The organism is Gordonia sp. VNK1 (genome assembly GCF_040049135.1).
GTDB classification, from domain to species: Bacteria; Actinomycetota; Actinomycetes; order Mycobacteriales; family Mycobacteriaceae; genus Gordonia; species Gordonia oleivorans.
On record NZ_JBDZDJ010000002.1, the window covers coordinates 282,282 to 305,512 of the forward strand.

The window sequence follows — 23,231 nt, forward strand, 5'->3', positions numbered from 1 at the left end:
TCGACACGGCCAGAGACCGCAAATGAGATGGAGATCACAGATGTACATCGACTGCAGTAGTTGTCCAGGTCGCCGCACCGCGTGTGACGGCTGCATGATGAACGTCCTCATCACCCCTGCGACCAGCGACGACGGGTCGGTTCTGGTGGCGGTGAACGGGGGCGGCGGGCACGCGATCGCCGACGCCGAGATCGGTTCGGCCATCGATGTGTTCATGGCTGCTTCGATGGCGAGCACCGAGGCTGCACGATCGGCAAGGGCGGGCATCGGCCCAGCGTGTGGGCCTGATTCGCGGCCGGGGTTGACGATTCTGCGCGCGGGGTGAATTTCCGGGCGGCAAGGGCACTTTGTCCCCTAGTGGACAGACACGCATCCGATTTCGTAACCTTTCCGAGACCTTCGCGGAGCGTCCTACTTCAACAGAAGTGGTCTGCGGAGATCACCGCTCAATCGCCCGACGGGCGAACCGGGGAACCACACGTTTTCGGAGCAATCCGGATTGGGGTGAATCGCGCCCTGGGCACGGCTGTGCCCGGGTGTGTAGGGCCATTCTCTCGGCCCGAACCCGACAGCTAACTCGGTAGGCGGTCAGGGGAGAACAAAAGGAGAACCTCTTTCGTGGCCAAACATCGTTTGGAACAGCCGAATCGCGGAGGCGTCGCCAAGAAGGCGATGATCGCGGGCTCGTTGACCGTCGGCTCGCTTGCTGTCGCCGCCGGTCCGGCCCTGGCCGCACCGGCTCCGGCGCCCAGCGCCACCATCGAGATCCCGAACCTGGGGAAGTTCACGCTGCCCGGCGTCGACCAGAACCAGGTTCCCAGCCAGTTCCGGCCCGGCGGCGGCGGAATCATCACCCCGCAGCTGACCGCGGGACAGAAGGCTGTCCAGGCCGCGGAAACCAAGATCGGTGCCCCGTACAGTTACGGCGCAGCCGGACCCAACGCCTTTGACTGCTCGGGTCTCGTCTACTGGTCCTACCAGCAGGCCGGGAAGACCCTCCCGCGTGACAGCTACGGCCAGCTCGGCGGTGGCCGTGCGGTGAACTACGCCGACGCCCAGCCCGGTGACGTCCTCATCTTCAACGGTGGCGGACACGCGGGTCTCTACATCGGCAACGGCCAGTTCATCCACGCCTCGACCTACGGCGTGCCGGTGCAGAAGGCATCGGTCAAGGAGTGGTCGCTGGTGGGAGTTCGGCGGTACTGAGTCCACGTACCGGTTGGACGTGTGAACATGTATCGGGCGGATCGCGCACAGCGCGATTCGCCCGAGCCTGTCGTCGGCGGGGGATGACGTCCACCTATCGGGATGTGGCCGAGCGACGGGGTAGCAAGGGAGTGTGGTGACAACCGTGAGAGCGGGATCGACGAGCGGCGTGATGGGATCGGCCCGATGGGTCCTCACGACCGTCCTCGCGGCGGTCGTGATCGCCATGGCGCAGCTCGGTGGGTTGGTCGGTGTGCCGGAGGCCGCCGCGCAACCGCAGACCGCCGATCAGTTGCTGACCCGGTACCGGGCGCTGAGCCAGGAGGCCGAGAAGTCGGCCGAGGCCATGCACAACGCACAGATCGAGTACGACAAGCAGCGACGCATCGTCGTGCAGTCCCGCCAGGCCGCCGCAGCAGCCCAGACGACCTTGGATCGGTCCGAGGCGACGTTGTCGTCGGTGCAGCAGCGCTTCGACTCGCTGATCCGGGTCAGTTATATGGGTGGCCGCTCCAATCGCCTCTACGCGGTGCTGACCAGCGATTCGCCGCAGTCCCTGCTCGATCAGATGTCGGGGCTGGAAATGGTCTCCAGGCAGACCGCGGCCCAACTCGCGACTCTGAAGAAGACCCGGGCGCAGACGGTGTCGGCCCGCGACGAGGCCAACGCCACCGCGGCGACGGCCACCCAGGCCGTCACCGAGGCCGAGCGGGTCCGTGGTGACCTGCAGAAGCGTCAGGCCGAACTGCAGTTGCAGGCGGCGCAGATCCGGGTCATCTATCAGTCGATGACCGGCAAGCAACTCGCCGCGTTGGCCGGCCCCCGATTCGACTTCGACCCGGCCGCGATCCCGCGGGGCACCTCCCCGGCGCTGGTGGCCGTACAGGCCGCGCTGACGCGTATCGGTGATCCGTATGTGTGGGGTGCGACCGGTCCCAACTCGTTCGACTGTTCGGGACTGATGGTCTGGGCGTACAAGCAGGCCGGCAAGACGCTGCCGCGTTCCAGTGAGGCGCAGATGGCCTCGGGGACGGCGGTGGCGCGGCAGGATCTGCAGCCCGGCGACCTCATCATCTATTACTCCGATGCCCACCACGTCGGGATGTACGTGGGCGACGGTTACGTGATTCACGCCTCGACCTTCGGGGTTCCGGTGAAGGTCGTGCCGATCGACGACGCCGGGCCGTTCAACGCCGGTCGTCGGTACTGAGCAGTTCCGAGGTGACCCGTCGCCGCGCCGATCGTCGTCGCGGAACGATCCGCCATCCCGCGTTGCCGTGCGTGATCGTCATCATCGTTGTCGCACTGGGGTTGTCGGCGTGCGGGGGCGAATCGTCGACCACGTCGCCGTCGAGTCCGGGAGCATCGCCGACGACGTCGGAGACCACGACGAACATCTATCTGGAACAGCGAACCGCCGGCGTGCGGGACATGCTCACCTCGCTGTCACGCGTCCTGACCGACGGCACCCCCGCCGATCTCGATGCGCTCGTCGACCCCTCGGCGACGGCCGCGTTCCGCGCCGGCCTGCACACCGTGCAGGCCAACCTCTCGGCGGCGGTGTTCCGCGCCGACCCGGCTCGTGTACCCCGCGGAACCCGGTTGGTGCTCAGGGACTTTCGATACGAGCCGGCACCCACCGAGGAAGCCGAGACGCAGGTGGGCGCCGATGTCCGGCAACGGCTCGACGAGCAGGGGAGTTCCGACGACTGGGTGGCCCCGGTGGAGATCCACAGTGCGCTCGGCGGTGCGGCGAATCCCGGGATCGACGAGGAGCCGGTGGTCGTCACCACCCAGCTCGTCGTCGCGCGCTACGGCGATGACTGGAAGGTGGTCGGCGACGCCACTCTGGTCGGCGAGCCCGCACCAACGGCCCAGCTGTGGAACGTGCCGGGGCTGGCGGCGTCCGACGTTCCCACACTCGGCGGCACCTCGGTGATCGGCTCCTACCCGGACACCGGCACCCTCATCGAGCGGATCGGCCGGTCGCTGCCGGGTGCGGTGCGCGCGGTGACCGCCTGGTGGGGACCGCGCTGGCCACGCCGCGCGGTGGTCGTCGCCACCGCCACCGACGACGAGTTCCGGACGTTGGCCGGTACCGCCTCGGACACCGGTGCCGCAGCGGCCACCATCTATGCACATCTCGATCTGTCCGCGGCCAGTGCCACCGGACAGCGGATCGTCCTCACCCCCGAGGTTGCCGACCTCCCCGATCCGGCGCTGGAGGTGGTGCTGCGCCACGAACTCACCCACGTCGCGACGCGGGCGCAGACCGCCCCCACCGCCCCGATGTGGATCACCGAAGGCGTCCCGGAGTACGTGGGGCGCAAGGGAACCTACACGCGCCTCGAAGACGCCGCCCCCGACCTCGCGGCCGCGGTACGGTCCGGCCGGACACCGGCCGGTCTGCCCGCCGATGAGCAGTTCGCGGTGGACAGCGACGCCTCACGCCTCGCGTATCAAACCGCGTGGTCGATGGCGGCGTTTGTCGCCGGCCGCTTCGGCGAGGAGAAACTCAGGTCGCTCTACGTCGGCGTCGCCGCGAGCGGGGAACAGGCCCGCCAGGATGCGGCGATCGCGGCGACACTGGGGATTCCGCGCGACACACTGGTCGGGCAGTGGCGCGCGTGGCTGACCCGTGAACTCCGGTGACCATCGTGATCTGATCACCGTATGGTGAGGTGGTGACGCACCGAACCCTGTTGGTGACCAATGACTTCCCGCCCCGTCAGGGGGGTATCCAGTCGTATCTGCAGAATCTCGTGGATCGGCTCGATCCGGAGAACGTGGTGGTGTATGCACCGCGGTGGCGGGGGAACAGTCACGTCGACTTCGACGCGTCGGTGCCGTATCGGGTGTACCGGCATCCCACCACCCTGATGTTGCCGACGCCGTTCGTGGCCCGTCGGGCGGCGAAGATCATTCGGGAGGAAGGGATCTCGACGGTGTGGTTCGGGGCCGCCGCGCCGCTCGCGATGCTCGCCGGACATCTTCGCAAGGCCGGGGCGAGCCGGGTGATCGCCTGCACACACGGCCACGAGGTCGGCTGGTCGATGCTGCCCGGAGCGCGAAGTGTATTGCGGTACATCGGGACTCACACCGACACCGTCACCTTCGTCAGTCGCTACACGCGTGGACGTTTCGCGTCGGCGTTCGGTCCGCAGGCCTGCCTGGAGTACCTCCCACCCGGTGTGGACATCGAGCGGTTCGCGCCGGATGCGGCGGCGCGGCAACGGATTCGGAGCGAGCTGGGTCTCGGTGACCGTCGCACCGTGCTCTGCCTGTCGCGTCTGGTACCCCGCAAGGGGCAGGACGTGCTGATCCGGGCGTTACCGCTGATCCGGTCGGAGATCGACGACGCGGTCCTCGTCATCGTCGGTGGTGGACCCTACGCCGATCGACTGCACGAGATCGCCCGCGAGGAGGGGGTGGCCAAGCATGTGATCTTCACCGGGTCGGTTCCCGCCGCCGATCTCGCCGCCTACCACACGATCGCCGACGTCTTCGCGATGCCGTCGAGGACCCGCGCCGGCGGACTCGACGTGGAGGGGTTGGGCATCGTCTACCTCGAGGCGTCGGCCACCGGAGTGCCCGTGGTCGCGGGGCTCTCCGGCGGCGCACCGGAAACCGTCCGGGAAGGCGTCACCGGCACCGTCGTCGACGGCACCGATGTGGCCGGTGTGGCGCTCGCGCTCATCGGTATCCTCTCCGATCCGGTTGCCGCTGCCGAGATGGGCAGGCAGGGAAGGATTTTCGTCGAAGAGAATTGGCAGTGGTCACAGCTGGCGGCGCGGTTGCGTCAACTCCTGTGACCTCGCCGGTGCACCACCGGGGTGCTACCGCTTGGTGTACAACGACTCGATGTCGTCGGAGAACTTGTCGACGACGACGTTGCGCTTGACCTTCAGCGTCGGCGTCATCTCGCCGGTCTCCTCGCTGAAGTCCTCGGGCAGAATCCGGAACTTCTTGATGGCCTCGGCGTGACTGACGGTCTTGTTGGCCTCGTCGATGGCGGCCTGGATGGCGGCACGCAGATCCGGGTCGTCGGACAGGTCGGACACACTCGCGTCGGCGGGCTTGTTGTTGCGTTCCTTCCATCCGGGGAAGGCCTCCGGATCGATGGTGATCAGGGCGGCGATGAACGGCTTGGCGTCCCCGACGACGACGGCCTGGGAGATCAGTGCGTCGGCGCGCATCACGTCCTCGAGCCCGGCCGGTGACACGTTCTTGCCGCCGGCGGTGACGATGAGTTCCTTCTTGCGGCCGGTGATCCGGAGGAATCCGTGTTCATCGAGCGAGCCGAGGTCGCCGGTGTGGAACCAGCCGTCCTCGACGGCGGCGGCGGTGGCCTCGGGATTACGCCAGTACTCGGCGAAGACGACGTCGCCGCGGAGCATGATCTCGCCGTCCTCGGCGATCCGGACGGAGTTGCCCGCCAACGGTTTCCCGACGGTGCCCACCTTGACCGCCCCGGGCGTGTTGACGGTGACCGCGGCGGTCGTCTCGGTCAGGCCGTAGCCCTCGTACACCGGGATGCCCACGCCACTGAAGAAGTAGCCGAGTCGCGCGCCGAGCGGTCCGCCGCCGGAGATGGCGAGCTCACACTGGCCGCCGAGGGCGGCGCGCAGCTTGGCGTAGACGAGTTTGTCGAAGACGGCATGCTTGGCGCGCAACAGGATTCCGACGTTCCCGCGTTCGGAGGCGGCGGCGAAGGCGACGGCGGTGTCGGCGGCGAGATCGAAGATCTTGCCCTTGCCGCCGTCGTGGGCGCCCTGACGGGCGGAGTTGTAGACCTTCTCGAAGACGCGGGGCACCGACAGGATCAGCGAGGGGCGGAAGGCCGCGAACTCCGGGACCAGCGCGGAGACGTCGTGGGTGAAACCGACCTCGACGCCGGCCTCCAGGGCGACCAGGGTGATGGCGTGCGCGAGCACGTGCGCCAGGGGCAGGAACATCAGCAGGCGCTTGCCGTCGCCGAGCAGCGTCGACAGGTCCCCTTCGAGGACCCCGCGGACCTCGGAGAGCATGTTCGCGTGGGTGAGTTCGCATCCCTTGGGGCGGCCGGTGGTGCCGGAGGTGTAGATCAGCGTCGCCGGGGTGGTGGCACCGACCGAGGCCCGTCGTTTGACGATCTCCTCGTCGTCGATGTCGGCGCCGGCGGTTCGGAGGTACTCGATGGCACCGGTCCCGTCGGCGACGTCGATCTGGAGTGCCCGGACCTGCTGCGGGACCCCGGTGACCTGATCGAACTGCACGCGATGCTCGGCGTCCTCGAGGATGATCGTGGTCGCCCCGGAATCCTGCAGGATCCACTCGATCTGACCGGCCGACGACGAGTCGTAGATCGGCACGGTGATCGCGCCGGCCGACCAGATGGCGAAGTCGAGGAGGATCCAGTCCAGGCGGGTCCGGCACAGCAGCGCGACCCGATCACCGGGATTGACGCCGACGGCGGCGAGACCCTTGGCCAGTTCGGTGATGCGCCGGGCCACGTCGTCGGCCCGCACCGGCTCCCACTGCCCGCCGCGCTTCTCGCGGAACACCGTCTTGGCCGGATTGCGCTCGGCGATACCGAAAATGATCGAGGTGGCGTTCTCGTCAGTCCCGATGGTGAATGAGGCGGTAACGCTGTACTCGCTCATGTGTGGACCCTTTCCGCATCGAAATCATGGGTTACTCCATGTTAACCAACGCGCTCACCGCGTTCGCCGGGCACGTCCCGGGGACCGGTGCCCTACCGATGCCGAGGCCGAGTATGTGAAGCTAAGACCGTGACGAGCATTCAGGTGGCGGACGACACCTTTGTCGCCGCGGCGCCGGAGCTGGGGGCCGGGGTGGTCGGGGATCGGGGCAGATGGCGGCGCTGGTGGCCGGATCTGCGTCTGGAGGTCGTCGAGGACCGTGGGCCCGCCGGCGTGCGGTGGCGGGTGTCCGGGCCGTTGTCGGGGACGATGGAGATCTGGTGTGAGCCGGTGCTCGACGGATTCGTGCTGCATTACTTTCTGCACGCCGAACCGACCGCCGCGCTGCCCACCGACGACCCGGCACGGATGCGCGCGGTGGCCGAGCTCAATCGGCGACGCCGGGTCGCGGGCAAGGTGATGGCGTTCGAGGTCAAGGCCGACCTCGAGGGGCTCCGCGGCGCGGGTGAACCGGCCGTCGACGCCGTGCAGGCTGGTCACTGATGGCCGACCACACCGAGCGGTCGGTGATCGTCAACGCCGATGCCGCCGACGTCATGGCGGTGATCGCGGATTTCGAGAACTATCCGCGATGGGTGAGTGCGGCCCGTGAGGTCGAGGTGACCGAACGTGATGGCGCCGGCCGTCCGCGGCAGGTGCGGTTCGTCCTCGATGCCGGTGTACTGCAGGACACCTACGAATTGCGCTACGAGTGGGACGACGACAACTCCGGGGTGTCGTGGAGACTGGTGTCCAGTGACCTCCAGCGTGATCAGCGGGGCCGCTACGAGGTCACCCAGCAGGTGCCTGGGTCGACGAAGGTGACCTACACCCTGATGGTCGACCTGGTGGTGCCGATGATCGGCCAGCTCAAACGGCGTGCGGAGAAGGCCATCACCGACACCGCGCTCAACGACCTGAAGAAGAGGGTCGAAGGCTGATCGATCTCACCCCCATCCACCTGGTGCTGGGTCCGGGCGGCTCCGGGATCTCGGTCGTCGCGGCAGCCGGAGCCATGCGTCGTGACCGCGGCACCCGACGCCGGTCTCCGACGCCGCTGACCCCACCGGACCGGCACACACTGCTGATCACGGTCGATCGATTGTCGGCGACGCCGGATCTTCTCGGCGTCTTCCGGGTGTCCGGTGAACCGGTCGCGGTCGCGTCCGGACTGCATCTGCTGACGCTGGACCGGCTGGATCTGCTGGAACACACATGGACGGCCTTCGGGTCGCTGCTGGGTATGAGCGTGCGCGAATCCAAGGTGGCACTGCCCATCGTGAGCACCATCGCCGGTATCGACGCGGCCGAGCTCGCATCGCTTCCCGGCGTCGAGGAGTTCTTGTTGCTCAAGCGGATTCGCGATGAGGCGACGAGCGGCGACTGGCAGCGTGTGGTGGTGGACCTGTCGGGTACGGGTGATCCGTTCGCGGTGCTGCGCGCGCCCGCGGTGCTCGGTCAGGCGCTCGAACGCCTCTGGCCCCGGCACCGGCGGCTGGCCGCGGCCGCGGAGAAGCCGCTCTGGGCGCAACTGACCGCGGCGATCGACGCGATCGCCCGCGACTGTGACGACATCACCGAGCTGCTGGCCGACGCCGACGTGGTGGCCGCCCACCTCGTCGTCTCGGCCGATCATCGCGGCGGACGGGTGCTGTCCCGCCACCTCGCCGTCGCCGACGTGATGGGGTTGCCGGTGCGTTCGGTCGTCGTCAACGAGGGCGTGTGCGCGGGGCCGGCGGCGGTGGTGACCCCCGAGGATCCGCAGCTGTCGCTGGTGACGGTGGCCGCGGCGGACGCGCCGGTGGACCGGCCGGCACGACTGCGCAGACTTGCTGTGGCACTGGCGAAACCGACAGGCCAGGCACGCGGGAGCGCGGACCCGACGGTCGTCACGATCTCGGGTGCCGGGGTGGATTCGGTGTTCGAGATGGCCTGGTCGCAACGGCTGCCGGACCCGCAGCGCTTCGACCTCGGGCGCAGCGGCGACGACCTGTTGGTCACCGTCGACGGGTTCCGGTACGGCGTTCGTCTGCCGTCGGTCCTGCGGCGCTGCGTCGTCCGAACCGCCCGGTGGGACGGGACGCACGTGCGGGTGCAGTTCACTCCCGACCCCGCCGTCTGGCCCCGCGATCGCGGGTCCTGAGCGGTCCCTTCGCTTCAGCGCCCCGCTGATGCAGGGGGGTGGGTTCACCGGGTACCGTGCCATTGCACGATCCGCCACCACCGGACACGATCCGCCACTGCACGAACATTGACGGCCGAGGCTGCCACCCCTTTGCCTCGCCGAGATGGAGCACACATGGGAACCGACGACAGCGGGCACACCGGCAACGGTGCGCCCGGGTCCCCCTCGGGTTCGCATCAGTCGGGTTCGTATCAGTCGGGTTCGCGCCGCCACGAGACGGTGGGCGATCCGCTGCGCGATCTGCTGTTGGCGCTGGCCGCCCAGATCGACACCGTGGCGTCGTGGTTCGGCACGGGCAACGCCGGTGCGCGCACCGCCGCGGCAGGTTCGGGGTCGGCAGGTTCGGTCCCCGGCATGGATTCTTTTGTGCGCGAAGGCTTCGGTGCCGACGCCATCGGCGAGATCGGTTCGCTGATCCGGGAGATCAGTGATCTGTTGGCCCGGCTGATCGCGGCCCTCATCACGGTGCTCGAGGCCGTCGTGGAGGCGCTGCGCAGCGTTCCGCCCGAGAACGCGCCGCCGCCGCGTCACTACCAGCCGATCACCGTGCAACTCGATGTTCCGCCGTCGCGCCCGGGTCCGGGTTCGCGTCCCGGTCCGGGTGCGGCCGACAGTTCTCGCGTCGATCCGTGGCCGCGGCCGGCCCCGGGGACGCCGGAAGGTGAGATGTGATGAGTGAGCTCACGATCGGAATCGACATCGGCGGCACCAGTGTTCGCGCCGCGGTCGTCGACGACGCCGGGGTCATGCTCGACACGCTGCGCGCGGCGACACCGCCGACGGCCCTCGCCCTCGAACACTGCCTGGACCGGCTGGTCGGTGAACTCACCTCGCGGTGGTCGGCCGGTGCCGTGGGGATGGCGATCGCCGGATTCCTCACGCCCGACCGGCAGATCGTGCGTTTCGCCCCGCACCTGCCGTGGCGGGAGGCGGCGGTGGCGCAGGAGATGACCGCCCGGATCGGGATTGCGGTGTTCACCGAACACGATGCGAACTCCGCCGCGGTCGCCGAACAACGATTCGGCGCCGCCGCACGCGGCCACAATGCCCTGGTGCTCGCGATCGGCACCGGCATCGGTGCCGGTCTGCTCATCGACGGGCGGATCTACCGCGGCAGTTTCGGTGTCGCTCCCGAACTCGGTCATCTCACGGTCGTCCCGGACGGCAGGCAATGCTCGTGCGGCAAGCGGGGTTGCTGGGAAAGGTATTGCAGCGGAACGGGTCTGGTGGACACCGTGGTGGAGCTGCTGGCCGACGGTGATTGGGGACGCAGTCAGCTGGCCGCCGATGTGGCCGCCGATCCGGGCTCGTTGACCGGACGCCGGGTGGCCGGTGCGGCCGCCGACGGCGACGCCGTGGCGGTGGCCGCGTTCGCCGCGTTCGCGGCCTCGCTGGGTCAGGGCCTGGCGATGATCGCCGACGTCTTCGACCCCGATCTGATCGTGATCGCCGGTGGTGTGGGGTCGGCGTCGGGGCTGTACCTGGACGAGGCGCGCGAACACTACGCGCGTCTGGTCACCGGGGCCGGGCACCGTCAACTCGCCCGTATCCGGGGCACGCAATTGGGGGAGAATGCCGGTGTCCTCGGCGCGGCCGAGGTGGCCCGTCAAGGTCTGGCGGCACTTCGGGGACAGACGGCCGATGCCGCACCGGCGGCAGCGGTGAATGAGTAATGTTCCAACCGGGCCGAGGCGCGCTCACGGCGTGATGGAAGGTACTGAAAAGACCGATGTGGTACTACGCGTTCAAGTATGTGTTCCTGGGGCCGATCCTGCGGGTGCTGGGGCGTCCGACGGTGGAGGGTCTGGAGAACATCCCGGCCCGCGGACCCGCCATCCTGGCGAGCAATCACCTTGCGGTGATGGACAGTTTCTTCCTTCCGCTGATGTGCCCGCGCCGGATCTACTTCCTCGCCAAGGCGGAGTACTTCACCGGCCGCGGCCTCAAGGGCGCGTTCCAGCGGTGGTTCTACACCGCCGTCGGCCAGATCCCCATCGACCGGTCCGGGGCCGAGGCCGCGGCCGGCGCGCTGACCGCGGCGAGCCGGCAGTTGGAGAAGGGTGAGCTGATGGGGATGTATCCGGAGGGCACCCGGTCACCGGACGGCCGTCTCTACAAGGGCAAGACGGGGCTGGCGCGTATCGCGCTGGAGACCGGTGTGCCGGTGATCCCGATCGCGATGATCGGCACCGACAAGTTCAATCCGCCGGGGACGGTGCTGCCGCGACCGACCCGGGTCATCGTGAAGGTCGGCAAGCCGCTGAACTTCGACCGCTACGAGGGCATGCAGGGCAATCGGTTCATCGAGCGTGCGGTCACCGACGAGATCATGTACGAGCTCATGCGTTTGACGGGTCAGCAGTACGTCGACGTGTACGCGGCGTCGCTGAAGGAACGCAAGCAGCCCGAACACCCGAAGGAGACCACGGCGGCCTGATCACCTCCTGTCCGGGCGGGGTGGCTGCCCGGACGGGGTGGCGTTCACCGAGGCTCGGTGAGCGCTTGTGCGCCTCAGCGCGTGTGGCTGTCGGCCAGGGTGCGATCGGCCCCCGCGCGTCCGGCGGTGTCGGCCGAGGCGGTGGTGTACGGCAGGCGCCAGATCAGCACGAGCGCGGCGATACCCCAGATCGAGTACGAACTTCCGACGATGTGGCCCCATACCGACCACGTCGAGGAGTCCTGCGCCAGGAACTGGAACGGGCCCAGCGAGAACAGGATCAGCCCGGTCACTGCCAATGTCAGGTAGCCGATCCGGCCGGCCCGTGAGGTCGTGCGCGCCGCGACGGTCACCGCTGTGAGGATCAGCGGGATCGCCCACACCCAGTGATGCGCCCACGACGTGGGAGAGACGAGCAGTCCCCAGAGCGCGACCACGCAGGTCGCCAGGACCGCGTTGATGCGGGCGGTGGTGCCGGCCCGGGCGCGGAAGGACTCCACCGGGTGGCAGGCGTGCACGGCGCACACCGCCAACGCGGTGATGACCAGCGCGCTGATCACCCACGCGATCTGACCGTCGAGTCCGGGCAGGATGCGAATCCACGCGGCGTTGAGGTTCTGATTGATCCGGCCGGCCGGATCACCGATGCGGGTGGTGTGGAACAGCGTGTGCGTCCAGTACCCGTAGGAGTCGTGCGGCAACCACACCCACGCGAAGGCTCCGGCGAGCACGAAGGTGGCCGCGGCGGTCGCCACCGCACGCCACCGTCGGGCGACGATGAACACCCCGATGAACACCAGGGGCGTCAGTTTGATGGCCGACGCCAACCCGATGAGAATTCCCTGCCCGCGGGTCCACGGGCGGCGCAGCCGGGTGATCACGAAGATGTCGACGATGATCATCGCCATCAGGATCACGTTGACCTGGCCGAAACCGAGGGTCATCCACACCGGATTGAGCCACAAGGTCCCGGTGGCGATGAGAAGGGCCAACCACCAGCGGTTCCCGCGGTTACCGATCGACAGCAGTGTCGCCACGATGTGCAGGATCACCACCACCAGGGCGGTGGTCACCACCGACATGATCACCCCGGCCACCGGCAGCGGCATGGCACCCAGCGGCACGAATCCGAGGGCCGCGAACGGCGGATAGGTGAACGGCAACCAGATGCCATCGCTGGTGAAGGGCATCGATCCGTCGGCGTAGAGGCTCTGACCGTCCTGCCAGATCTGTGCGCCGATCCGGTAGACGTCGAGGTCGATGCGGGTGCGGGTACCGAAGTTGGAGGTGAACGGCACCCCGAACATCTGCATCCCCGCCGACACTGCGAAAGCCACGCCGATGAGCACGCGCACCGCACGCGAGGGCGACCAGCGGCGCAGTCGCTCGTCGAGTGCGGTCAGCGGAGCGTTCATGGCCTTCGTTTCTTCCGGTGATGTCCACTCGGATGGCGGGTGCGCATACTTACCAGTATGCGGTTCTTCTACGATTCGGAGTTTATCGAGGACGGCACCACGATCGAGCTCATCTCGATGGGTGTCGTCGCGGAGGACGGACGAGAATTCTACGCGGTGTCCACCGAGTTCGATCCGGCGCGTGCCGGTGGTTGGGTGCGGGCCAACGTCCTGCCCAAACTCCCGTCCCCGTCGGCGTCGGTGTGGCGGTCGCGCCGGCAGATCCGTGACGAACTCTTCGCCTTCCTCACCGAGACCGGCGACGACATCGAGTTGTGGGCCTGGGTCGGCGCCTACGACCACGTCGCGCTCTGCCAGTTGTGGGGTCCGATGACGGCGCTGCCACGTCAGATCCCCCGCTACACCCGCGAGTTGCGTCAGCACTGGGACGCGGCCGGCCGGCCGGCGCTGCCGTCGGCGCCTGCCGATGCCCACGATGCGCTGGCCGATGCCCGGCACAACTTTCGCAAGTGGCAGGCGATCGAACGGTCCCGGACCTCCATGCGCTGAACCGGCGCGCTGAACCGGCGTCCCGTCACCGGTCACGGCGTCGCGGACATCGTCGACGTCCGATATGACGGTCCCGGGATGATCGTCTCCGGCCGGTCGCTACGCTGGACGGGTGGTGAACTGGACCGTAGACGTTCCGATCGACGAATTGCCCGAACTCCCGCCGTTGCCGGGTGACCTGCAGGCGCGCTTTGCCGACGCCCTCGGCCGGCCCGCCCTGCAGCAGCCGAGCTGGCCCGCCGACGAGGCCCGCCGGATGCGTACGGTGCTGGAAAGCGTTCCGCCGATCTGCATGCCCGCCGAGGTGCGCACGCTCGGCGAGCAGCTCGCCGAGGTCGCGCAGGGCCGCGCCTTCCTGCTGCAGGGCGGTGACTGTGCCGAGACGTTCGCCGACAACACCGAGCCGCACATCAAGGGCAATATCCGCACGCTGCTGCAGATGGCGGTGGTGCTCACCTACGGCGCCAGCATGCCGGTGGTCAAGCTCGCCCGCATCGCCGGGCAGTACGCCAAGCCGCGCTCGTCGGACACCGACGCCCTCGGCCTGCCGTCCTATCGCGGTGACATGGTCAACGGGTTCCCGGCGGAACCGGGGGTGCGCATCCACGATCCCTCGCGCCTGGTCCGCGCCTACGCCAACGCCTCCGCGGCGATGAATCTCGTTCGGGCACTGACTCATTCGGAGGCGGACCTGCGCCGGGTGCACGACTGGAACCGCGAGTTCGTGCGCACCTCACCGGCCGGTGCGCGGTATGAGGCACTCGCCGCCGAGATCGATCGCGGGCTGCGATTCATGGACGCCTGTGGCGTCGACGACGCGTCGCTGGGCGCCGCCGACATCTTCGCCTCGCACGAGGCGCTGGTCATCGACTACGAGCGCGCGTTGCTGCGCCTGGCCGACGCACCCGAGGATCCGAGTGCCGGCCCGGATGGAAAGGTGCTCTACGACCTGTCCGCGCACTTCCTCTGGATCGGGGAACGCACCCGGCAACTCGACGGCGCCCACATCGCCTTCGCCGAGCTGATCCGCAATCCGATCGGCGTCAAGATCGGGCCGTCGACCACCCCGGAGCAGGCGGTCGAGTACGTCGAGCGCCTCGATCCGTACAACGAGCCCGGTCGGCTGACGCTGGTGGCGCGGATGGGCAACGGCAAGGTGCGTGATGTGCTGCCGGCCATCGTGACCGCCGTCGAGGCCAGCGGCCACAAGGTGATCTGGCAGAGCGATCCGATGCACGGCAACACCCACGAGTCGTCGACCGGCTACAAGACCCGGCACTTCGACCGGGTGGTCGACGAGGTGCAGGGCTTCTTCGAGGTCCATCACGCTCTCGGCACCCACCCGGGCGGCATCCACATCGAGTTGACCGGCGAGGATGTGACCGAGTGCCTCGGCGGGGCCCAGGACATCTCCGATCTCGACCTCGCCGGCCGGTACGAGACGGCCTGCGATCCGCGCCTGAACACCCAGCAGTCGCTGGAGTTGGCCTTCCTGGTCGCGGAGATGCTGCGCGGCTGAGGAACGCCCGGGCGTGGGCCGGGCGTTCCGGCGACGGTTCAGGTGACCGGCAGCATCGAGCCCACCCACCACCCGACGCCACCGGCGACGGCCGCGAGCATCAGCACCACGACGATCCAGATCAGCGCGCGGAGACGACCCGACGCGGTATCGGCCATCTCCTCGGCGAGGGGATGGGGAGGTGTCTCGACGCGTGGCGTGGCCGCACGTGACGGGCGCCGGGATGCCTCGCGTGCCTCGTCGTCGCCGGCCTCGGAGTCGGGGGCGGCCGGCTGTGGACGGGAGGCCACCCGGGTGTGATGGGCGGCGCCCGCTCGAGCGCGCAGACGTGCGACCGTGTCGCGTTCGGCCGAGCGGCGCGGGGCGGGCACGGTGAACGGCGGCAGGTCGAGGTCGTCGGCGACGTCGAGAAGCGCCTCCCGCATCGCGAAGCCGTCGGCGTAGCGGTCGGCGGGTCGTCGTTCGGTGGCCCGCAGCACGATCTCGTCGAGTTCGGTGGGCACGCCGGCGATCACGTCACCGGGTGCCGGCACATCGTAGGTGAGTCGCTGGTACGCCAGTGCCAGAGGTGTGTCACCGCGGAAAGGTGTTCGGCCGGTGAGCAGTTCGAACATCATCACGCCCATGGAGTACACGTCGCTGCGGGCGTCGGCGTGCGCCGCCTCCACCTGCTCGGGGGAGAGATAGGCGGCGGTGCCCAGGATGACGCTCGCCGAGGTGACCCCGGATTCGGCGACGGCGCGCACCAGCCCGAAGTCGGCGACCTTGACCTCCCCGGCATCGGAGATCAGGACGTTCTCCGGTTTGACGTCGCGGTGCACCAGTCCGGCGCGGTGGGCGGTGCCCAGGCCGCCCAGGACCGGGTCGGCGACCGCCACGACGGCATGCGGTGGCATCGGTCCACGTTCGCGCAGCAACTCGCGCAGGCTCCCGCCTTCGACGAGTTCCATCACCAGGAACGCCACCCCGTCGTCGATGCCCTGGTCGTAGACCGCCACCAGTCCGGGATGCTTCAGCCCGGCCACCGCGCGCGCCTCGAACTCGAAGCGGCGCAAGAACTGTGGATCGGCGGCGTACCGGGTGTCCATCACCTTGACCGCGACGTCGCGGCCGAGTCGCAGATCCACCCCGAGATACACCGCCGACATCCCGCCACGGGCGATCGGCGCATCGATGCGGTAGCGGTCCTCGAGGACCGATCCGATCACCTCGTCGACGCCAGCCTTCACGTCAATGCAATCTACCCGTGTCCCACCGCGCGAGTCGTGCACAACCGTGCGCCACGGCGCGCGGTGAGACGGTAGGCTCTGGGCGGTGAGTTCACTTCCGCTCTCGCCGGACACCATTCCCGCCGACGTCGAGACCTACTCCGTCGATCAGGTGGCAGCCCGACTCCGGGTGTCATCGACCAAGGTGCGCACCCTCATCCGGGACCATCGCCTGCTCGCCATCTCGCGAGACCGACAGCCGGCGATCCCGTGCCTGTTCTTCGACGACCTCGGGATCGCCAAGCATTTCACCGGTCTCGTCGACGTCCTCCTCGACGGTGGGTTCACCCGCGACGACGCGATGGCGTGGTTGTTCACCGTGCAGGACGATCTCGGCATGTGTCCGGCCGCGGCCCTGCACACGCATTCGGCGCGCGAGGTCATCCGCCGCGCGCAGGCCGAGGCCTTCTGAGGACACGCCCCAAAGGCCCGGTCACGCACCCCAGGCGCGCCGGGCGAGCGCCCGCAGCCGCAACGGATCCGGGCGGATCAGCGAGATCGCCGCGAGCGCGGACAGCGCGACGGCCAGCACCACCTCGGGGAGCTTGTAGAACACGATCGAGTCGTCGGGCTGGAACACGATCAGCATGAAGGCGGAGACGGCGACGACGAGGGCGCGGGTCCACTCGGGGAGCGTGAACGCGGCGGCGATCACCAGAACCCACGTGTAGTACCACGGCAGGGTGGACGGTTCGAGCACCAGCACCGCCAGCATCGCCCACGCCAGCGCTGTCATGGCGGAGCGTTCGTCGCGCCGACCGCGCCACCACAGGGCGACCAGGATGGGCGCCAGGCAGACGGCCCCGATCGCCCGGGTCACCGTCAGCACCGGCCACAGGCTCAACGAGGTGAAGGGTGCGGCCACCAGCGTGACCAGGTGGGCGGCCGCGGTGGGCAGGGTGAACCAGTTGATGATCCGATCGGCCCACCCCAGTCCGGTCAGCCAGCCCAGACCGAGTCCCAGCGCCGCTGTCCACGCGGCGAATACGGCCACCGGGACCGCCACCACCGCGGCGAGCGTCGACGTCACGTCCCGGGCGGTGAGTGTGCGCTGCGAGCGTATGTGCGCCAGCCAGATCCACAGCATGAACGGAATCGCCACGCCCGCGGTGATCTTGACCGAGACCGCGAGCCCCAGCACGGTGAGCCCCGCGACGTGGCGGCCGTCGACGACGAGGGCGACACCCGCGGCGAGCAGGCCCATCATCAGCAACTCCACGTGAGGTCCGCCGACGAGGTGGATCAGCACCATCGGGTTGAGCAGGGCCAGCCACAGCCCGGCCTGCGCGCCGGCGCCGAAGTGATCGGCCAGACGCCCGACCGCCCACAACGACAGGGCCAACCCGGGCAGCAACACCACGCGCGTCGCGATGACGCCGAGATACACGTGCTCACCGGTGATCTCGACGACGCCACGGGCGATGGCCATGAACATCGGGCCGTACGGCGCGGTGGTCGACGCCCAGACCTGCGCCATGCTGTCGACCAGCGGGCCGGGGTGATGTGCCGGGCCGTCGGCATACGGATCGAACCCGGCACCGAACACCGACGCCTGGCCGAGATAGGCGTAGACATCCCGGCTGAACAGCGGGACGGACACCAGAAGTGGTGCAGCCCAGCCGATCACGGCCCAGCGGATGGTCGTCGCCGACGGACGATCGGCGGGCGCGACCCGCGGGCCGACGCGGCGGCCGATCCGTACCCACGAGAAGATCATCAGCGCCACACCCAGCCAGAAGATGGTGCCGACCAACGTCTTACCGTGTCCGTAGGTCACCGCGTCGAGACCCAGACCGGCGAGTCCCGGATGATTGCGCGGGATGTCGGCGACCGCGAACCCGCCGAGACAGACGAGGATCGACCCGACGAGGCCGCGCCAGATGTCGGCACGAGTACCGTCACGGTGGGTGGTGAGCTCACCGTCGCCGGCGGCGATCACGCTGTGGCGCATCGACGATCAGGCCTCACGGTGCGCTATCGACTCGGCCAGGCCGCACAGTTCGGTCCGGACGCCGGCGGCGATGTCTGCCGCGTCCAGGCGTGCGATCGCCGACCCGAGCAGTCCGTCGACGCGGTCCTCGACCTCCGCACGGGCGCCGACGTCGACGAGGATCGAACGGGCACCGGCGAGTTCGTCGGAGTCCAGCGTCCGGCCGAGGTATCCGCGCAGACGGTCGGCCAGTGCCGGGTCGCGGTCGGTGGCCCGGCGCAACCCGGAGGCGAGGAGCACCGTGCGCTTGCCCTCGACGAGGTCGTCGCCGGACGGTTTGCCGGTGCGGTCGGGGTCGCCGAACACCCCGAGGATGTCGTCACGCAACTGGAAGGCGATGCCGAGGTCGTGGCCGACGGCGGCCAGGTCGTCGAGCAGTTGTGGTGGCGCCCCGGCCATCCGGGCGCCGAGTTCGAGAGGCCGGGCCACGGTGTAGGCGGCGGTCTTGTATCGCATCACCCGATAGGCCGCCTCGACGCTGTCGTCGCCGCTGGCCTCGTTGACGATGTCGAGATACTGGCCACCGAGGACCTCGGTGCGCATCGCCGCCCACGTCGAACCGACGCCGGCGGGCAGGGGGGTCGGTGCGGCGTCGGTGGGATCCGCGCCGGCGGGGGAGTGCCCGGCAACCATGTCGTCGGCCCAGGCCAGGGCGAAGTCACCGGCCAGGATCGCCGCCGCCACACCGTGATCGGCGGCATCGCCGGACCACCCTGACTCCCGGTGGTGCTGTTCGAAGAGTCGGTGCACGGTCGGGCGGCCGCGACGCGTGTCGGAGTGGTCGATGATGTCGTCGTGGATCAGGGCGCATGCCTGCACGAGTTCCAGTGCGGCACAGACGCGTAACGCATCCGTCGCGGTCTGCTCCGGTTGCGGTGGACGACGATCGGGGTGGCCGATCCCGCAGAGCCAGCCCGCGTAGCCGAAGGTGGGCCGGACCCGTTTGCCGCCGTACCGCACGAAGTCGGCGACGATCTCGGCGGCGTGGCCGACCACCGGCGAGATCTCGCCGGCCACCGGCACTGCGCGGGCGAAGAACTCCTCGAGCACGACGCCGGAGGCGGCGGGCACCTCCGACAACGAGGTCGGTGGGACTACGGTCGGCGTCACCCACTCAGGCTAGGGCATGGCGCGTGACGCTCCGGGGCTGCCGTCGCGCCCACGGAATCGGCGTCCGAGTCCGGGGCGGAGTGAGGGAAGGGCGCCCTACATCGGCGGCGTGCGCCGCGCGGAGGAGATCGCCCGTCATACGTACAATGGCGCGGTGACCACCTCCTCCCCGGCGACGTCCGTCGTCGAGCGCCTCGCCACGCCGCCGGCCAACGGCGTGGTGCATTTCTCGGTCGAGTTCTTCCCCCCACGCGACGCCGACGCCGAGGCCCGTCTGTGGCGGGCGGTGCGGGTCTTCGAGCGCCTCGATCCGGCCTTCGTGTCACTGACCTACGGTGCCGGTGGCTCGACCCGGGACCGCACCGTGCGCATCGCCGGTGAGCTCGCCGCCCAGACCACGCTGCTGCCCGTCGCCCACCTGACCGCGGTCAACCACAGCATCGCCGAACTGCGCGGACTCGTCGGCGCCTACGCCGATCAGGGCATCACCAACCTGCTCGCCCTGCGCGGCGACCCGCCCGGTGATCCCCTCGGCGAGTGGGTCCGCCACCCGCAGGGTCTGTCGTATGCGCAGGAACTCGTCGAACTGATCGAGAGTCTCGGCGACTTCCACGTGGGCGTCGCCTCCTTCCCCGAGGGCCACCATCGGGCCCGTGACCTCGCCCAGGACACCGAGGTGCTGGTCAACAAGCTGCGAGCGGGTGCGGAATACTCGGTGTCGCAGATGTTCTTCGATGTCGAGGACTTCCTGCGGCTGCGTGACCGGGTGGCCGCCGCCGATCCGGAACAGGCGCACAAGCCACTGATCCCGGGCCTCATGCCGATCACCTCGCTGGCCAGCGCGCGGCGGATGACCCAGCTGTCGGGGTCGGTGATCCCGCCGGCCGTGGAGCAGCGATTCGCCGCGGCCGCCGGCGACGGTCCCGAGGAGGACCGCGCCGCGGTGCGTCAGGTGGGCATCGATTTCGCCACCGAGACCGCCCAGCGGCTGATCGCCGAGGGCGTCGTGTGCCTGCACTTCTGCAGTCTCAACTTCGCCAAGGCCACCTGCGAGGTCCTCGAACGGCTCGGCGTCGACACCCGGGAGGCGTTGCCGAGCGCCGTCGGCTGATTCCCGGTCACCCGTTCGCCGGGCCGGCCGCCTGGGCAATCCCACCGGCAATCCCACCGGCAATCGCCCGGCGAGGCAGGCGATTACTCGCTCTCCGAGCGGGGTATCTCGTGTCGGCCCGCCGTCGGCGTCGATCCGACCGCCGCCGCATCCCGCGCGGGTTCGTCGCCGCGGGGACCCGACGGTCCGGGGGAAGCGGCATCGGCGCTCGTGTTCTTGCTTGTCGATCGCTTGCCGGTCTTCGTCTTCGAGGTCTTCGCCGTCTCGGCGGGCCGGCCCGGGCGCGGGCTGCGATCACGGGAGACGTAGGCCAGCCGGGCGACCACCAGGACCACCGCGAGGCAGATCAGCACCATCAGGATCGTCCACCCGCCGAACGCCGCGGTGGCCGGATCGGCATAGGTGGCCTCGGCGGTGAAGTCGGCGGGTTTGCCGGGTTCGGGAGTCCACGAGACCGACGTGTCGCTGCTCTGATCGCCGTTGGTCGCGGTCACCGGACCCGCGAAGGACATGGTGAGTTTCACGTAGTCGCGGTTGGCCACCAGGCCGGTGAGGTCGGCGGTGCCGCGGAACCGCACCACGTCGCCGCTGCGTTTGGCACTGAGCTCCATCGTCATCGTCGTGTCGCCGAAGCTGTCGGCCACGATGTCGCCGAGTTGGCCGAGTTGTCCGGCGGTGAGATTGCTGAATGTGGCCCGACTACCGACCCGGGTCGCGGTGTCGTCCCCCTCCGCGGTGCCACCGCCGGGTTGCGGTTGCGCCGAGGCGCTGGTCGACGGTCCTTCGCGATAGTCGGTGATCGCGATGTCGCGGCGCATCGATTCGGGGATGTCGAACTGCGGTGCGCCGCGCGGATTGTCCGGGCTCGTCGCGACGATCACGCTGCCCGCGAAGCGATCGCCGACCGTCGTCGAGCGTTCCAGACATCCCGACATCAGTGGCGCGGCCAGCATGAGCAGCACCGCGAGCAGGAAGGCGGGGCGGCGATGGTTGCGGGGACGCGGCATCGGTCGTGGAGTCGGCGGGCGCACGGTGCTCATCGTGCCAGAGACCCGTCGCCGCGGGGTGGGCGACACGTCCGTGGCGGCATCGGTGACCGACGTGGCGGGTCAGCGACGGCGACGACGGGTCCGCGCGACCGCGGCGAGTCCGGCGATGCGGCCGCTGGCCCCGGTGACGCCGCCGCCGGGATGGGTCGATGCGCCGGCGAGCAACACCCCGTCGGCGCCGGGCACCGTGTGGTCGGAGAGGTCCGGATGCGGCCGGAACATGAACATCTGATCGATCGACATCTCGACGTGCATGATGTTGCCGCCGACGAGACCCAACTCGGACTCGAGGAACTCCGGGGTCTGCCCGAAGCGGTGCTCGACGCTGTCGGTGATGCCGGGGGCGTGACGTTCGAGTTCGGCGATGATCGCGTCGGTGGCGAAGTGTTCGGCGGCCGACCAGGAGGTTCCGTCGGCGAGCCGGCGCGGATGCCACTGCGCCCACAGGGTGATCAGATGCCGGTCGGCCGGGGCGAGGGAGGGATCGATCGCCGAGTAGCTCATCGCCACACAGGCCGGTCGCGCCGGGAGTTCTCCGACGGCGGCCGCGGCCTCGGCGCGTCGCAGGTGCGCGCGATCCGACACCAGCAGTCCGAGCCCGGAGTGCACGCCATGGGCGGGCAGATCGCCGGGCAGATCCCGGTAGGTGGGCAGATCGCGCGTGCCCAGCCGCACCGCCATGCCGATCCCGGTGCCGACGACGATCTGCGAACGCCATCGGGTGAGGAGATCGGCGTCGAATCCGCCGGCCAGCAGCAACTCGAGGGTGGTCATGATGTGGCAGGCACTGATGACGGTTCGGCCGCAATGACCCTCACCGTCGGCGGTCCGCACCCGCCAGTGGTCGCCGCATCGGCCGATCTCGGTGGCGGTGGATGCCGTGCGCACCTCGCCGCCGTCGGAATCGATGCGGCGTAACAACGCCTCGGTGAGCGCGCCGCTGCCGCCGACCGCACGTCCCGGCGGTATCCGGTGCATGAGCGCGGCGAAACCGATCATCGGGGCGGTCGCCGGAGCGTTCATCGGCGGACCGGACTGCGCTCCGAACCAGGCCAGGGCCGCCTTGAGCTGTTCGGAGCGGAACCAGCGATCCAGCAGGGCATCACCGGAGGACATCAGCTCCTGGGTGAGCGAGAGCATCCGGCCCGAACGCGCGCCGATCGGCCCGCGACGCGCGGTGGTGGCGGTGGTTCCGAGGGTGCCGAACGCCTGCGCGAACCGGCCGGGGGTGGCCGGTTGGTAGAACGACCGCATGAGTGCCTCGGCGCGCGGGGTCCAGGTGGCCACGAAGTCGCGATAGGCCGCGGCGTCCTCGGGGCCGCATGCGCGTTCGATGGAAGCGCACGTCGCGTCGAGGTCGGTGCGGAACACGATCGGGCCGGTGGTGTCGGTGGCGGGGCAGAACGCCCACGGATCGCAGTCGAGGTAGGTCAGACCCACCGCGCTCAGCGACAGCTCGTCGGGCACCGGGGAATGCCGGATCATCAGGTGCGCCGACGATCCGCGGTCGACCCGATAACCGGGGAAGCGCTCGATGGTCGACACGGCGCCGCCCGGCACGGTATCGCGTTCCAGGACGCGCACCGACCGCCCGGCCCGGCCCAGGTAGGCGGCGGCGACCAGCCCGTTGTGACCACCGCCCACCACGACGGCGTCGGTGAGGCGATGGGGTGAGGTCATCGGTGGTGAGGTCATCGCGCGATCGTCGGCG

Annotated in this window: 22 protein-coding genes and 1 riboswitch; of the genes, 15 read left to right on the forward strand and 7 right to left on the reverse strand. The window is 69.3% G+C overall.

What is annotated here, in order from left to right; genetic code table 11:
* The first annotated feature begins 94 nt into the window (after window positions 1-94).
* From ABLE94_RS03305 to ABLE94_RS03325, 5 genes are all read left to right on the forward strand, one after another.
* Entirely contained in the window at window positions 95-325 is a 231-nt protein-coding gene (locus ABLE94_RS03305) for a hypothetical protein (protein WP_348804116.1), read from the forward strand.
* Between the two features lie 108 nt (window positions 326-433).
* Window positions 434-602: riboswitch (cyclic di-AMP (ydaO/yuaA leader) on the forward strand.
* Between the two features lie 16 nt (window positions 603-618).
* Window positions 619-1,206 carry a C40 family peptidase gene (locus ABLE94_RS03310; RefSeq protein WP_348804115.1) on the forward strand — a complete coding sequence of 196 codons (588 nt, stop codon included), beginning with the start codon at window positions 619-621 and terminating at the stop codon, window positions 1,204-1,206.
* 172 nt (window positions 1,207-1,378) lie between these two features.
* Window positions 1,379-2,416: a C40 family peptidase gene (locus tag ABLE94_RS03315; protein WP_348804260.1), complete on the forward strand. Its 1,038-nt coding sequence runs from the start codon at window positions 1,379-1,381 to the stop codon at window positions 2,414-2,416.
* Window positions 2,417-2,427: 11 nt separating this feature from the next.
* Complete coding sequence (locus ABLE94_RS03320; protein ID WP_348804114.1) at window positions 2,428-3,858, forward strand: peptidase MA family metallohydrolase; 1,431 nt, start codon at window positions 2,428-2,430, stop codon at window positions 3,856-3,858.
* Window positions 3,859-3,890: 32 nt separating this feature from the next.
* Window positions 3,891-5,018 (forward strand): glycosyltransferase family 4 protein, encoded by a 1,128-nt coding sequence (locus ABLE94_RS03325; RefSeq protein WP_348808052.1) that lies wholly within the window; start codon window positions 3,891-3,893, stop codon window positions 5,016-5,018.
* Window positions 5,019-5,042: 24 nt separating this feature from the next.
* Here ABLE94_RS03325 and ABLE94_RS03330 read toward each other — a convergent pair whose 3' ends face one another.
* Window positions 5,043-6,848, reverse strand: coding sequence for an AMP-dependent synthetase/ligase (locus tag ABLE94_RS03330; RefSeq protein WP_348808053.1), 1,806 nt, complete (start codon window positions 6,846-6,848; stop codon window positions 5,043-5,045).
* 129 nt (window positions 6,849-6,977) lie between these two features.
* On the opposite strand from ABLE94_RS03330, the gene ABLE94_RS03335 reads away from it, so the two are divergent.
* From ABLE94_RS03335 to ABLE94_RS03360, 6 genes are all read left to right on the forward strand, one after another.
* Entirely contained in the window at window positions 6,978-7,391 is a 414-nt protein-coding gene (locus ABLE94_RS03335; protein ID WP_348808054.1) for a hypothetical protein, read from the forward strand.
* Window positions 7,391-7,828, forward strand: a complete 438-nt coding sequence (locus ABLE94_RS03340) for an SRPBCC family protein (protein ID WP_348804110.1) — start codon at window positions 7,391-7,393, stop codon at window positions 7,826-7,828. The genes ABLE94_RS03335 and ABLE94_RS03340 overlap by 1 nt, the downstream gene beginning before the upstream one ends.
* Before the next feature lie 20 nt (window positions 7,829-7,848).
* Window positions 7,849-9,030: an ArsA-related P-loop ATPase gene (locus ABLE94_RS03345; RefSeq protein WP_348804259.1), complete on the forward strand. Its 1,182-nt coding sequence runs from the start codon at window positions 7,849-7,851 to the stop codon at window positions 9,028-9,030.
* A 156-nt stretch (window positions 9,031-9,186) separates the two neighbouring features.
* Window positions 9,187-9,744 carry a hypothetical protein gene (locus tag ABLE94_RS03350; RefSeq protein WP_348804109.1) on the forward strand — a complete coding sequence of 186 codons (558 nt, stop codon included), beginning with the start codon at window positions 9,187-9,189 and terminating at the stop codon, window positions 9,742-9,744.
* Entirely contained in the window at window positions 9,744-10,745 is a 1,002-nt protein-coding gene (locus ABLE94_RS03355) for an ROK family protein (RefSeq protein WP_348804108.1), read from the forward strand. The genes ABLE94_RS03350 and ABLE94_RS03355 overlap by 1 nt, the downstream gene beginning before the upstream one ends.
* 56 nt (window positions 10,746-10,801) lie before the next feature.
* Window positions 10,802-11,509 (forward strand): lysophospholipid acyltransferase family protein, encoded by a 708-nt coding sequence (locus ABLE94_RS03360; RefSeq protein WP_348804107.1) that lies wholly within the window; start codon window positions 10,802-10,804, stop codon window positions 11,507-11,509.
* A 74-nt stretch (window positions 11,510-11,583) separates the two neighbouring features.
* Here the strand turns inward: ABLE94_RS03360 and ABLE94_RS03365 are convergent, their stop codons facing one another.
* Window positions 11,584-12,924, reverse strand: a complete 1,341-nt coding sequence (locus tag ABLE94_RS03365; protein WP_348804106.1) for a glycosyltransferase 87 family protein — start codon at window positions 12,922-12,924, stop codon at window positions 11,584-11,586.
* 57 nt (window positions 12,925-12,981) lie between these two features.
* On the opposite strand from ABLE94_RS03365, the gene ABLE94_RS03370 reads away from it, so the two are divergent.
* Both ABLE94_RS03370 and ABLE94_RS03375 read left to right on the forward strand, forming a co-directional pair.
* A complete protein-coding gene (locus ABLE94_RS03370) occupies window positions 12,982-13,473 on the forward strand; it encodes a polyadenylate-specific 3'-exoribonuclease AS (protein WP_348804105.1) in 492 nt (163 codons plus the stop codon).
* A gap of 112 nt (window positions 13,474-13,585) precedes the next feature.
* Window positions 13,586-14,992, forward strand: coding sequence for a class II 3-deoxy-7-phosphoheptulonate synthase (locus ABLE94_RS03375; RefSeq protein ID WP_348804104.1), 1,407 nt, complete (start codon window positions 13,586-13,588; stop codon window positions 14,990-14,992).
* Window positions 14,993-15,030: 38 nt separating this feature from the next.
* Here the strand turns inward: ABLE94_RS03375 and ABLE94_RS03380 are convergent, their stop codons facing one another.
* Window positions 15,031-16,221, reverse strand: a complete 1,191-nt coding sequence (locus ABLE94_RS03380; protein WP_348804103.1) for a protein kinase domain-containing protein — start codon at window positions 16,219-16,221, stop codon at window positions 15,031-15,033.
* Between the two features lie 85 nt (window positions 16,222-16,306).
* Here ABLE94_RS03380 and ABLE94_RS03385 point away from each other — a divergent pair, with 85 nt between their 5' ends.
* Window positions 16,307-16,672, forward strand: a complete 366-nt coding sequence (locus ABLE94_RS03385) for an Rv2175c family DNA-binding protein (protein ID WP_348804102.1) — start codon at window positions 16,307-16,309, stop codon at window positions 16,670-16,672.
* Between the two features lie 21 nt (window positions 16,673-16,693).
* On the opposite strand, the gene mptB is transcribed toward ABLE94_RS03385, so the two are convergent.
* Together mptB and ABLE94_RS03395 are read right to left on the reverse strand one after the other, a co-directional pair.
* A complete protein-coding gene (gene mptB, locus ABLE94_RS03390) occupies window positions 16,694-18,211 on the reverse strand; it encodes a polyprenol phosphomannose-dependent alpha 1,6 mannosyltransferase MptB (RefSeq protein WP_348804101.1) in 1,518 nt (505 codons plus the stop codon).
* Between the two features lie 6 nt (window positions 18,212-18,217).
* Window positions 18,218-19,360 (reverse strand): polyprenyl synthetase family protein, encoded by a 1,143-nt coding sequence (locus ABLE94_RS03395; RefSeq protein WP_348804100.1) that lies wholly within the window; start codon window positions 19,358-19,360, stop codon window positions 18,218-18,220.
* 154 nt (window positions 19,361-19,514) lie between these two features.
* Here ABLE94_RS03395 and ABLE94_RS03400 point away from each other — a divergent pair, with 154 nt between their 5' ends.
* Window positions 19,515-20,471 (forward strand): methylenetetrahydrofolate reductase, encoded by a 957-nt coding sequence (locus ABLE94_RS03400; protein ID WP_348804099.1) that lies wholly within the window; start codon window positions 19,515-19,517, stop codon window positions 20,469-20,471.
* A gap of 83 nt (window positions 20,472-20,554) precedes the next feature.
* Here ABLE94_RS03400 and ABLE94_RS03405 read toward each other — a convergent pair whose 3' ends face one another.
* The gene (locus tag ABLE94_RS03405; protein ID WP_348804098.1) at window positions 20,555-21,511 is read right to left on the reverse strand and encodes an LppM family (lipo)protein; all 957 of its coding nucleotides are present in this window, start codon (window positions 21,509-21,511) and stop codon (window positions 20,555-20,557) included.
* Window positions 21,512-21,580: 69 nt separating this feature from the next.
* A complete protein-coding gene (locus tag ABLE94_RS03410; RefSeq protein ID WP_348808055.1) occupies window positions 21,581-23,215 on the reverse strand; it encodes a phytoene desaturase family protein in 1,635 nt (544 codons plus the stop codon).
* Window positions 23,216-23,231: the final 16 nt, after the last annotated feature.

Coding starts and splice junctions, on each gene's coding strand:
- ABLE94_RS03305 (WP_348804116.1), top strand. CDS start 95: ATGATGAACGTCCTCATCACCCCTGCGACCAGCGACGACGGGTCGGTT.
- ABLE94_RS03315 (WP_348804260.1), top strand. CDS start 1,379: ATGGGATCGGCCCGATGGGTCCTCACGACCGTCCTCGCGGCGGTCGTG.
- ABLE94_RS03330 (WP_348808053.1), bottom strand. CDS start 6,848: ATGAGCGAGTACAGCGTTACCGCCTCATTCACCATCGGGACTGACGAG.
- ABLE94_RS03340 (WP_348804110.1), top strand. CDS start 7,391: ATGGCCGACCACACCGAGCGGTCGGTGATCGTCAACGCCGATGCCGCC.
- ABLE94_RS03350 (WP_348804109.1), top strand. CDS start 9,187: ATGGGAACCGACGACAGCGGGCACACCGGCAACGGTGCGCCCGGGTCC.
- ABLE94_RS03355 (WP_348804108.1), top strand. CDS start 9,744: ATGAGTGAGCTCACGATCGGAATCGACATCGGCGGCACCAGTGTTCGC.
- ABLE94_RS03360 (WP_348804107.1), top strand. CDS start 10,802: ATGTGGTACTACGCGTTCAAGTATGTGTTCCTGGGGCCGATCCTGCGG.
- ABLE94_RS03365 (WP_348804106.1), bottom strand. CDS start 12,924: ATGAACGCTCCGCTGACCGCACTCGACGAGCGACTGCGCCGCTGGTCG.
- ABLE94_RS03370 (WP_348804105.1), top strand. CDS start 12,982: ATGCGGTTCTTCTACGATTCGGAGTTTATCGAGGACGGCACCACGATC.
- mptB (WP_348804101.1), bottom strand. CDS start 18,211: ATGCGCCACAGCGTGATCGCCGCCGGCGACGGTGAGCTCACCACCCAC.
- ABLE94_RS03405 (WP_348804098.1), bottom strand. CDS start 21,511: ATGAGCACCGTGCGCCCGCCGACTCCACGACCGATGCCGCGTCCCCGC.
- ABLE94_RS03410 (WP_348808055.1), bottom strand. CDS start 23,215: ATGACCTCACCACCGATGACCTCACCCCATCGCCTCACCGACGCCGTC.